The organism is Mycobacterium sp. ABE4_509, assembly GCF_056160785.1.
Genome location: NZ_JBSWXU010000156.1, coordinates 1 through 11,880, shown reverse-complemented (window position 1 = coordinate 11,880; position 11,880 = coordinate 1). Strand labels below are relative to the sequence as shown.

Sequence of the window (11,880 nt, the reverse complement as noted above, 5' to 3'; positions counted from 1 at the left end):
TGGGACACGATTTCGAGGACGACGTCGCCGGCGGATTCGCTGGGTTGGGCCGCTGGTGGTGCTGTGGCCGCTGGTGGTGTCGCGGGGGCCGTTGTGGTGGTGGTGAATTCGGCGATGGTGGCGACGACGTCTTGGAGGGTGCGGAGTCCGGCCAGTTCGGAGGCGGGGATTTCGGGGGCGCCGGGGAACCGGGCTTGTAGGGCGGCGAGGATTTCGACTTGTTTGATGGAGTCGATGCCGAGTTCGGCTTCCATTTCCATGTCGAGTCCGAGCATGTCGGCGGGATAGCCGGTTTTCTGGGACACGATTTCGAGGACGACGTCGCCGGCGGATTCGCTGGGTTGGGCCGCTGGTGGTGCTGTGGCCGCTGGTGGTGTCGCGGGGGCCGGTGGGGGGACCGGTGCGGGCGCGGCAGGCCGGCTCGGCTCGGGAGTGGGGCGGGGCTGGGCCGGCGCGACCCCCTCGGGAGCCTGCACCGGCGTGTGCACCGGTGCTTGCGGGGAGGCCAGCGCAGCAGCCGGCGCCGGGCGGGCCGCTTCGGCTGCAGTTCCGTGATTTCCGACGATCTCGGCCATCATCTGCGTGGACATGTCCAGGAACGCCTGGTGGCTCTGGGTGACGGTGTCCAGATACCGCTGGTGCTGTACTGCGGTCTCCTTCTGGAGCCGGTCGATGATGCTCCATGCGTCGGTGCCGAAGGGATCCGCCGGTGCCGGCGCCGCAGTGTGGTGGTGCTGAGCCGACGGTGTGGGCACCGGATGGCTGTTGTGCTGGACTACCGGGGTGGGCTGGGCTCGCTCACCCGCCGGTGCCGCACCGTTGTGCTGCGCGACGGCGATTCCGTTGTGGCCGTTGTGGTGCCCGACCGCAGGTGCGGGCCGGGGTTTCGCGGCCGCCGGTGGGGCGTCCATGCGCTGCAGTACCGGCTCCGGCTGAGCTTCTGTGAGCGGCGACGCCGCGTTGTGTCCGTTCACACGTGTCCGTTTCGGCTTGATCGTCAATTGTCCGTCGGCAGGCGGATAGGGCTTGCCCAGGTTTGCTCCGCCGACCCTGACCGCGTGCGCCGGTGCCGGCACGTGCTTCTCCGGTTCGTCGTAGTCCTCGAACAGCGCCGCCAGATCGAGTGCCACGCCGTCGGCGGCCAGCGTGGCCAGCCCTCGGTGCCAGCCGCGCAGCCCGTCGGCCTTCGGATCGTCGAGAGCCACCGCGACATGCGGGGTCGTGTCGAGGATCTTGTCGACCAACCGGGTCAGCACCCGGCCGGGACCCACCTCGATGAAGCGGGTGACCCCGTCGCGGGCCATGGCTTCGATCATTTCGCGGAACCGCACGGGCTGGCGGACCTGATCGCCCAGTTGATCCGCCACGGACTCGCCGTAGGGTTGCGCGGTCGCGTTGGCGTAGACGGCGAATCGCGGCTGCCCGATTTCCAGGGTCTTCAGGTAGTCGGTCAACGGTGCCGAGCTCGCGGCCACGATCGGTGAGTGGAACGCCGATGCCACCGGCAGGCGCACCGAGGTCCAGCCCGCGGATTTGGCGGCGGTTTCCGCCCAGGCGATGTCCGTTTCGTGTCCCGCCAACACCACCTGCTCGGGTGCGTTGTCGTTGGCGATCACCAGCGCATGCTCCGGCTGCGAGTCGAGCAGGGCCCGGACGTCCTCGGCGCCTGCCGTGATGGCCAGCATCGCACCGTCCTTGCCCTGCCCAGCCTCGGCCATCAGTACGCCGCGGGTCCGCGCCGCCTCGACGAGCCGCTCAGCCGGCAGGGCGCCGGCGGCTGCCAGCGCACTGACCTCACCGAAGCTGTGCCCGGCGGCGGCGTCGGCGGTCAGGCCGAGCACCTCGAGCAGGGCCAGCTGGGCAAGGCTCGTTGCCGCGATGGCCGGTTGGGCGTTGTCCATCGCGGTCAGCTCTGCCTTCTGGGCATCCTGGGAGGTCGTGTCGAAAGACGGTTCGGGGAAGACCACCCGATGCAACCCGGCAAGGTCACCGTCGAGGGAATCCCAGACCGCGAGCGCAGCGGGATAGGCGAGGGCCAGGTCGGCACCCATGCCGACGTACTGACTGCCCTGGCCCGGGAACAGGAAGGCTGTCCTGCCTTCGCGGGCCGGCCCGAAACCCACCGCGATGTTGGGGTCCTTGAGCTGGCTCGCGGTGCCCTCACCGAGCGCGCCGCGAAGCCGCTCGGCGAGCTTCTCCAGTGCCGCGGTGTCCGTTGCGACGAGGCCGGCGCGGGCGTTCTGCGATGCGTCGAAATCGCGGGCGGCATCGAACGCGATGCGGGCGAGGCTCTCCCCCGCGTGGATCGCCGACACGATCTCGGCTGCGCGGCGTCCGAGATCGGCCTCCGACGCCGCGCTGAGTACGACGAGTTCGCTGGGCAGCGCACGGAGCCGCTTTGCGCGTTGCCCGCCGCGATACTCCTCGACCGTCACATGGAAGTTGCTGCCACCGAAGCCGAACGAGCTGACCGCTGCGCGCCGCGGCTGATCGCCCGCGCGTACCCACGGTCGGGTCTGCGCGTTGATGTAGAAGGGTGTCTCGGCCAAACCCAGTGCCTCATTCGGGCGGTCCACCTTCAGGGTGCCGGGCAGCGTCGAATGTTGCAGCGCCAGAATGGCTTTGATGAGCCCCGCAGCGCCGGCGGCGGCCTTGGTGTGCCCGATCTGCGACTTCACCGACCCGAGCGCGCACCGTGCTGACTGATCGGTGAACACCGACTTCAGCCCGGCGAATTCCGCGACGTCGCCGGCCTTGGTGGCGGTTCCGTGCGCTTCCAGGAGCTCGACCGTCGAGGGTGCGTAGCCGGCCTTGTCATAGGCGCGGTGCAGGGCCTTGGCCTGCCCGTCGGAGCGGGGTGCGTAGACGCTCGAGGCCCGTCCGTCCGACGACGAGCCCAACCCACGGATGACCGCATGGATCTGATCGCCGTCGCGTTCTGCGTCGCTGAGCCGTTTGAGTGCCAGCATCCCCACGCCTTCGCCGATGATGGTGCCGTCGGCGGCGTCCGAGAACGGCCGGCAGTCACCCGTCTGGGAGAACGCCGGTGTCTTGGAGAAGCACATGTACATCATCACGTCGTTGAGCGCGTCGACGCCCCCGGTCAGCACCATGTCGGATTCGTGCAGGTAGAGCCTGTGCAGTGCGGTCTGCAGAGCCGACAGCGAGCTGGCACACGCCGCGTCGACGACGAAGTTGCTCCCGCCCAGATCGAGCCGGTTGGCGACGCGTCCGGCCACCACGTTGCCCAGCAGCCCCGGGAACGTGCTCTCCTGCCACTCCGGGTACTGGTCGGCGATGTCGGAACAGATCTCGTCGGCCTCGTCCTCGGGCAGACCGTTCTCCAGCAGCGCTTTCCGCCAGATCGGCCGCTGCATCCGCGACCCCATCTGGACCACGAGTTCGGTGGTCGAGGCGACCCCGAGAACCACGTCCACCCGGTCGAGGTCGACGTCGCTTCCTCCCCGCATCGCCTCGTCGAGGACCTTCCTGGCGGCGATGAGCGCGAGTATCTGCGCGGAGTCGGTGGCCGGTAGCGCGTTGGGCGGCAGACCGAACCGCATCGGATCGAAGAGCACCTGATCGATGAACCCGCCGCGCTTGCAGTAGGTCCGGTCCTTGGCCTTCGGGTCGGGGTCGAAGTAGTCGTCGATCAACCAGTGCGACGGTGGAACCTCCCTGATCGCGTCGCGACCACCGGTCACGGTGCGCCAATAGCCCTCCAGACCCGGTTCTCCGGGATAGATGGCTGTCATGGCGACAACGGCTACCGGGGTAGCGGTGGGGTGCGATCTCTGGTCGGTCATATGTACCTCGTTATCCGACGGGGATTTCGATGAATTCATCCGAGGGGGCGGGGGCGGAAGTCGAACGCGGAGGCGGGCATCGCGACGCCCGCGACCCGCAGCTGCCCGGCCCGCGTCACGGTCGCGGCCCCCTCGAGCAGATTGAGCGCGATCTGGCGCACCGTGCGTGCCTGCACCGGCTCGAGGAAGGTGCCCCGCGCCCACTCGTTGAATGCGCCCATCGCAGGGCCGCACCAGATCTGGTAGTCGGCGCGCCGTTCGGTGTGGCCGTCACGTGCCCACTGAGAGCCCATGAACAGATACCAGCGGAACACCAGCGCCATCCGATGCCGGGGGTCCGCGCGCGCACGTTCCACCTGGCTTGGATCGTTCTTCGAGAAGAACGCCTCGGTCTCGGCCCAGATGTCCTCGACGCCACGCCCGAGCACCGTCTTCTCCAGGTTCGCCAGCTCGTCTGCGGGGGCCTGCTCGAACGAGGAGTAACGGCGATAGAACTCACCGAGCCGGTGGCCGCGTTGGGCGAACATCGTTCCCCGCTTCAGTACCTGCACGGTCACGCCCATCTCGAACATGTCCGATGCCGGCGCCATCGCGACGTCGGTGGACTCGGCCAGAGCCAGCAAACTTCGCGCATCTGCAGAGAGGCCGCTTTCGACCGCGGACTGGTTGATCGAACCGGTCAGTACATACGCTGCGCCGGCAGCGAACGCCGCAGCGACGGCCGCCGGCGTTCCGATGCCACCTGCCGCGCCGACACGCGGCAGAACGGGATAGTCGTGCGTCGCGGCGATGCTGTCGCGGAGGCTGATCAGGCGTGGTAGCAACACGGTGAGTGCACGGTTGTCGGTGTGCCCGCCGGAGTCCGCCTCGGCGGTGATGTCCTCTGCGATGGGGATCTTGCCGGCGAGCTCTGCCTCTTGTGCGGTGAGTCGGCCCTCGGCGACCAGTGCGCGCAGCATGTCGTCGGGTGCCGGTGACAGGAAATGGCGCGCGACCTCGTCGCGGGAAACCTTGGCGAACACACGTCCGGCCCGGACGATCTGCCCGTCGGCGTCGCGGTGCAACCCTTTCGCTGCGTAGAAGACGATCGCCGGGGTGAGCCGCATGAACGCCGACGCGGAAACATAGCGAACACCGAAGCGGTGGAACAGTTCCACCGTCGCCATTTCCAGACGTTGGTTGTGCACGTTGTGGATCAGGTTGGTACCCCAACCGCCGGAGCCGGGGCCCAGGGCCTGCTGAATCTCTCGGATCCCCGCCTCGATGGTGTCCAACTCCAGCCCGGCGCTGCCGTAGAAGGCCATCACACCGGCGCGTACGCCCTCGATCGTCATCTGGGCTGTCGCGATCCCGCGCGCCATTTCGCCGATCACATAAGGGAATCGCACGCCGTGGGTCGCGGTGAAGCTGCGCTCCCCGAGCCATTCGGGATACACCGGCGGCAGCACCGCGAGCACCTCGTGGCGCATGATTTCAGGCGTGAGCAGGCCGGCGTCATCGAGCACGACGGCTCGTGGGCCACGCGCCGACTCCACGATCGCCACCGGCCGCCGAATCGCTTCGAGTGCCTCGGGTACGTCCGAGACATCGAGCAATGCAGTCGAGGCGACGTCGGCGTTGCCGGACATAGTCAGGGATCCCCGCACGGTGAGCGACTCTAACCGCTCAAATTGACGTCGGGATCGGTTTTTGTAAGAGCGGGCCAAAGTTAGCGACGACGCTCTGAGAATCGATGGGGCTATCGTCGCAGCATCGGGGTGTGACGATCGGGGTTGCAGCTAGGCGTAGCAAACTTTGTCCAGGCCGGGCCGGCTAGCCTCGTCGCGGGTTGAACATGCTGATCACGATGGTGACGAACGACACCGCGGACCCGATGCCGAGCGTCCAACCGCTATCCGAGGAGCGCCGCCGGCCGTTGGCGGGCCCGGGTCGCGAACGGGTAGTTCGGCCTTCAACAACTGGCCCCACCCGGCCTCCTGCCGGGCATCGCTGGCAGGTGACTGCCGCCGGGGCAGCGAAACCCGGGAGGCCACCGCCGGTCCCGCGCTTGCGCGCAGCGATCCCGCACGGCGATCCGACACCGTGCGGACCGGCGAGCGGTCACGCCGTGAGCGCCGCAGGAGGGCGCAACGGTGGCGCCGGGGCGTCTCGGTGGCGTCGGGCCGTGCCCAGGCGCCGTGATCAGCGAATTTGAGGGTACCCGGCGATGCAGTTCACACGTCGTCGCCGACCAGGAATGGCAAATGGACCTACTGTGCAACCAGTACTCAGACGCTGTGGAAACAGCGAATCTGCAATTGGGATGGTTAATTCTGACTAAAACGCAAACAGTGCCATGGGGCGCGGTTGTAGCATGCCGCGTGGCGGTGTCACCTGCGAGGCAAGGATGTAGATGGACCAGGTTCGGGGCAAGGGCGGCGCGCTCGCGGCAGCGGTAGTCTCCGGCGCACTCGTGGCCGGGACGCTTCATGAACCGCCCCCGGCCGACGCGTCGTGCTTCTCGATCTTCGGAATCGGCAACGGCAACGGCTGCACCAGCAGCATCACCAACTACGCCATCGCCATCGGGGACGGCGCGGTTGCCGATGCGTCGACGGGATTCTTCAACGGTGCCATCGCCATCGGGGGCAATGCCCATGCGACCTCCGCTGCCAGTCTGTTCACGCTGGCGGCAGCCCTGGGCGACAACGCGAACGCAACGACGCTGACCGGCCTGTTCTCCATGCTCGGGCAGATCGGTGAGGGAGCCACAGCGACGATGGGCGGCCCCAACCTCGCGCTGGGGATATCCAACGGTTCCGGGTTGCAATCCACCAGTGTCATCGGCGGCTTCAACATCGCCACCCAAGTGGGTCCCGGCTCAGTCGCCGTGATCGGCGGTCCCAACTTCGTTTTCGGTGCCTTCAACGACAGCGGGCCGCAGGCGACCGGTCCCACCGGCGCCTCCGGCTCCGGCAACATCGTCGTCCAACTGGGTCCGGGCATCGCATCGGCGATCGGTGTGCTCAACCTCGCGTTGGGCCTCTCGCCATGGGGCACCGGGCAACAGGCCACCACCGCCGGCGTCTTCGGGTCCCTCGCGCTGAACCTCTGGGGCGACGCCGTCGTGACCGCGCAGACCATCTTCGGCAGCGCCGTGAACATTCTCGGGAACGGCTTGGTCGAGGCTGCCGGGCTGTTCACCGCGGCGGCCAACCTCTTCGGGAACGACAACTTCGTCTCGGCGGACTCAGGGAGCGGGAGCCTGCTCAACGCGGCGTTCAGCCTGTTCGGCGATGGCAACACAGTGGGCGCCGGGCCGGGTCCGCTGGCGCTCGCCGGCGCGTTCCTGCAAGCCGGCGCCACCATCATCCAGACCGGTCCGGGTATCGCCGTAGGCCCGTTCTACCAAGCGGTTCGGGTGTTGCTCTCCCCGGTGAACACGGCGGCATACGTGGCTTCGCAATCGCTCGGAACCACGACAGCCGAGGTGATGTCCGGTGACCCGGCGGGTGCTCTCACGGCGCTGGTGTCCATGCCCGGCGACGTCATCAACGCGTTCTTCAACGGCTACGATCCCGACGGTCCAGACGGCCCGATCAATCCCTGGGCGGGCCTGTTCTCGGTGAAAGACCCTGACTGTGTCGGGGATTGCCACAACGGGGGCCCGCTCTACCAGCTCTTCGTCGAGGTCCCGGCGGCTATCGCCGGCGCGCTCGGGTTCCTCGACGAGTCCGCACCCGACAGCCCCGGTGCGAGCGCGGCGAGTACGGAATCGGGATTCGCGGCCGCGGTCCAGGCGGCGGTCGCCTCCGAACTGGGCCTCGAGGAGGACGGCGGTCCGACTGTCGCCTCCGGCGCGCAGACCGCCTCGGAGTCGGAGTTCGAAGACGACGGTGTCGAGGCGGTCTCCAAGACCGAAGGCGAGCCCGCGCCCATCGCCGAAGACGACGCCGACGCCGGCTCCGAGCCGGGCGCAACGCTGGACGGCTCGCCGCAGCCCGGCGACGTCGTCGAGGAGGACGCCGACGAGACGGACCTGGTCGACGACGATACCGCCGTTGCCGACGAGGACGAGGACGCACTCGACGAGGACGAGGACACGGACGACGAGGACGAGGACGCACTCGACGAGGTCGACGACCAGCTCGATGATGCCGACCAGGACATCGACGAATCCGATGACACCACAACAGAGTCCGATGACCACACCGACGACGGTGCTCCCGCGGGTGGCGTCTCGGGAGGGACTTCCGCCACCTCGGCGGGCGGTGCTGGAGCCACCGGTTCCGAAGACAGTGCCTCGGATTCGAAGACCAGAGACGGGTCCAGCTACCAAGGGCGCCATCGCCGCTGACGCCCTTGGAGGAGGGGAAGAAGATACCGTGACACGCCGGTCCTGCCGTAGGCTGCCGAAAGATGCTCGGCCGGGGCATGTTCTGTGTCCGCCGTCCCCACCCGGCTGCGCGGAGGTGGCGTCGTGAAGGGAATCATCCTGGCCGGCGGTTCCGGCACCCGGCTGCATCCGATCACCCAGGGTGTGTCCAAGCAGCTGATCCCCGTCTATGACAAGCCGATGGTGTACTACCCGCTGTCGACGCTGATGCTGGCCGGCATCCGAGACATCCTCGTCATCACCACGCCGCACGACGCGGAGAGCTTCGAGCGGCTGCTCGGTGACGGATCGCGGTTCGGGGTCTCGATCACCTTCGCCCAACAGCCCTCCCCCGACGGGCTGGCCCAGGCGTTCACCATCGGTTCCGATTTCATCGGATCCGGCAGCGTCGGGCTCGTGCTCGGTGACAACCTGCTCTACGGACCCGGGATGGGCACGCAACTGAGGCGATTCGCCGATGTCGACGGTGGCGTGATCTTCGCGTACTGGGTGGCCGAGCCCTCCGCCTACGGCGTGGTGGAATTCGACGACGCCGGTCTGGTGGTCTCCCTCGAGGAGAAGCCGAAACGGCCGAAGAGCAACTACGCGGTACCGGGCCTGTACTTCTACGACAACGACGTCGTCGGTATCGCACAGAACCTCGCACCCAGTGAGCGCGGCGAGTACGAGATCACCGACGTCAACCGCGCCTACCTGGAGCAGAGCAGGCTGCGGGTCGAGGTGTTGCCGCGGGGCACCGCCTGGCTGGACACCGGGACCTTCGACCAGATGACCGACGCGGCCGACTTCGTCCGCACGATGGAACGTCGAACCGGATTGAAGATCGGCGTTCCCGAGGAAATCGGTTGGCGCCAAGGATTTCTCAGTGACGACGAGCTCTGTGACCGGGCCACCAGGCTGGTCAAATCGGGGTACGGCGGCTACTTGCTGGACCTGCTGGAAAGGGGTCTCTAGTGGCTCGACTCCTCGTCACCGGGGGTGCCGGCTTCATCGGATCCAACTTCGTCCATCATGTCATCGCACACACCGACCATCACGTCACCGTGCTGGACAAACTCACCTACGCGGGCAATCGTGCCTCGCTTGCGTGTCTACCGGAGCGACGGGTCGATTTCGTGCACGGCGACGTCGCGGATGCCGAACTCGTCGACCGACTGGTGGCCACCGTCGACATGGTGGTGCACTACGCCGCGGAATCCCACAACGACCATTCCCTCGACCACCCCGAACCCTTCCTGCATTCGAACGTGGTCGGGACGTTCACGCTTCTCGAGGCGGTCCGCCGGCACGGGGTTCGGCTGCACCACGTTTCGACCGACGAGGTCTACGGTGACCTACCGCTCGACGACCCTGGCCGGTTCACCGAGTTCAGCCCCTACAATCCGTCCTCGCCGTACTCGTCGACCAAGGCGGGCAGCGATCTGTTGGTCCGGGCCTGGACCCGATCCTTCGGCGTTGCGGCCACCATTTCGAACTGTTCGAACAACTACGGCCCCTACCAGCACGTCGAGAAGTTCATTCCGCGCCAGATCACCAATATCCTGCGCGGAATTCGTCCCAAGCTCTACGGCGAAGGTGCGAACGTGCGCGACTGGATCCACGCCGACGACCATTCCTCGGCGGTGCTGCAGATCCTCGAGGAGGGTCGGATCGGCGAAACCTACCTGATCGGTGCCGACGGCGAGAAGGACAACAAGACCGTGGTCGAGTTGATCCTCACCATAATGGGGCAGGACGCGGACGCCTACGACAACGTCGCCGACCGCTCCGGTCACGATCTGCGGTACGCCATCGACCCCACCAAACTGCGCACCGAACTGGGCTGGCGGCCACGCTTCAGCGATTTCGAGGAGGGCCTCGCGGCGACCGTCGAGTGGTATCGCGGACACGAGGAGTGGTGGGCACCGGCCAAACACTCCACCGAGGCGTTCTATGCCAGGCTCGGACAATGACCCAGACGGTGCAGAAGCTCGACACACCTATCCCGGGGCTGACCCTGTGGGAGCTGCCGGTGCACGGCGACAACCGCGGCTGGTTCAAGGAGAACTGGCAGCGCGCGAAGATGGTCGCCGCCGGGCTGCCGGACTTCGGCCCGGTGCAGAACAACATCTCGTTCAACGAATCGATCGGCACCACCCGCGGTATCCACGCCGAACCGTGGGACAAGTTCATCTCGGTGGCGACCGGGCGGATTTTCGGGGCCTGGGTCGACCTGCGCGCCGGCCCGACGTTCGGCACCGTGTTCACCGCCGAGCTCGGCCCGTCGCGGGCGGTCTTCGTTCCGCGTGGAGTCGGCAACGCGTTTCAGACGCTGGAGCCCAACACCGCGTATGTCTACCTCGTCAACGACCACTACTCCCCCGGCGTGGTCTACCCCTCGGTGAATCCGGGCGACGACGCTGTCGGCATCGACTGGCCGATCCCGCTGGAGCGCGCCGAATTGTCGGCCAAAGACCGCGCCCAACCGGGTTTGGCTGAGGCCGTACCGATCCCGCCGCGCCGCACCCTGGTCCTCGGTGCCGGGGGGCAACTGGGGCGGGCACTGGCGCAGGAGTATGCGGGCGCCGGCCATGTCGAGTTCGTGCAGCGCGCCGATCTCGATCTGACGGGCGGCGACCTGCGTTCGGCCCGGCGCTGGCGGGACTACGACACGATCGTCAACGCCGCGGCTTACACCGCGGTCGACGCGGCCGAAACCGCCGACGGGCGGGTGGCGGCGTGGGCGGCCAACGTCACCGGGGTGGCCGAGTTGGCGCGGGTCGCCGCAGACAACGGCCTGACGCTCGTGCACATCTCCAGCGACTACGTTTTCGACGGCACCGCGACGCGGCCCTACCGCGAGGACGACCCGATGGCTCCCCTCGGTGTCTACGGCCAGACCAAGGCTGCCGGGGACCAGATCGTCTCGACCGTGCCCCGGCACTACATCGTGCGGACCTCGTGGGTCGTCGGCGATGGGCGCAACTTCGTCAAGACCATGTTGTCGCTGGGCGCCGGCGACGTCGATCCCTCGGTGGTCGACGACCAATTCGGGCGGCTGACGTTCACATCCGAACTCGCGCGGGCCGTGCGGCATCTCATCGACACCGGCGCGCCGTGCGGCACCTACAACGTGACCGGTTCGGGGGCGGTCCGCTCCTGGGCTGACATCGCGCGCAGCACCTTCTCCCTGGCCGGCCACGATCCGGACCGGGTGAGCGGGGTGTCCACGGCGCAGTACTTCGGCAAGGCGAAGGCTCCGGTCGCACCGCGCCCGGCCAGCAGCGTGCTGGACCTGGCGAAGATCGAGGCGACCGGATTCGTTCCCGCCGACGCCGACGAGACATTGGCACACTATGTGCGCTCGCATAGCCGGACGGTCGTCGCGCCCGGACGGTGAGGTCCTGCGGGTCGGGTTACTGCGGTGGCAGCGGCGCAACCGGTGCGGGTGCGGCGGGCGGCGGCGCAGGGGTGTCGTCCTCGCCGATCCCGGCGAGCCGGTCCCGGATGCGCTGCATCAGCCCTGGCTCCTCCTCGGGCACCGGTGGCGGCAACACCTCGGCCGGTGGTGGTGCGAGCACCGGTTCGGCGGGCGCCGGCGGTGCGTCGAACTCAGCGGGTGGGTCCAGCGCCGGCAGACCCACTGGCTCGGTCTCGATCAGTGGTGCGGCCGCCTCCGCGACGGGTGCGGTCTCGACCTGCGCGGGCTGCGGTGCGGTG

The 11,880-nt window shown here is 67.9% G+C and carries 6 protein-coding genes and 1 pseudogene; 4 read left to right on the top strand and 3 right to left on the bottom strand.

The genetic code is table 11. The features are described 5' to 3' along the window. On the bottom strand, positions 1-3,806 hold a 3,806-nt coding region (locus ACXAID_RS23860; protein WP_475024659.1), incomplete at its 3' end, for a beta-ketoacyl synthase N-terminal-like domain-containing protein. 35 nt (positions 3,807-3,841) lie between these two features. Beyond that, complete coding sequence (locus ACXAID_RS23855; RefSeq protein ID WP_475024658.1) at positions 3,842-5,452, bottom strand: PfaD family polyunsaturated fatty acid/polyketide biosynthesis protein; 1,611 nt, start codon at positions 5,450-5,452, stop codon at positions 3,842-3,844. A 746-nt stretch (positions 5,453-6,198) separates the two neighbouring features. Here ACXAID_RS23855 and ACXAID_RS23850 point away from each other — a divergent pair. The 4 genes from ACXAID_RS23850 (at position 6,199) to ACXAID_RS23835 (ending at position 11,560) form a co-directional block, all read left to right on the top strand. Next, positions 6,199-8,142, top strand: a complete 1,944-nt coding sequence (locus tag ACXAID_RS23850; RefSeq protein ID WP_475024657.1) for a hypothetical protein — start codon at positions 6,199-6,201, stop codon at positions 8,140-8,142. A gap of 123 nt (positions 8,143-8,265) precedes the next feature. After that, positions 8,266-9,135 (top strand): glucose-1-phosphate thymidylyltransferase RfbA, encoded by an 870-nt coding sequence (gene rfbA, locus ACXAID_RS23845; RefSeq protein WP_475024656.1) that lies wholly within the window; start codon positions 8,266-8,268, stop codon positions 9,133-9,135. Then, on the top strand, positions 9,135-10,133 hold the full coding sequence (rfbB, locus tag ACXAID_RS23840) for a dTDP-glucose 4,6-dehydratase (protein ID WP_475024655.1): 999 nt from the start codon (positions 9,135-9,137) through the stop codon (positions 10,131-10,133). The genes rfbA and rfbB overlap by 1 nt, the downstream gene beginning before the upstream one ends. Further along, positions 10,130-11,560, top strand: coding sequence for a sugar nucleotide-binding protein (locus tag ACXAID_RS23835; protein ID WP_475024654.1), 1,431 nt, complete (start codon positions 10,130-10,132; stop codon positions 11,558-11,560). The genes rfbB and ACXAID_RS23835 overlap by 4 nt, the downstream gene beginning before the upstream one ends. Positions 11,561-11,576: 16 nt before the next feature. Here the strand turns inward: ACXAID_RS23835 and ACXAID_RS23830 are convergent. Further along, a pseudogene (locus tag ACXAID_RS23830) lies at positions 11,577-11,880 on the bottom strand (DUF7159 family protein); the annotation flags it as partial.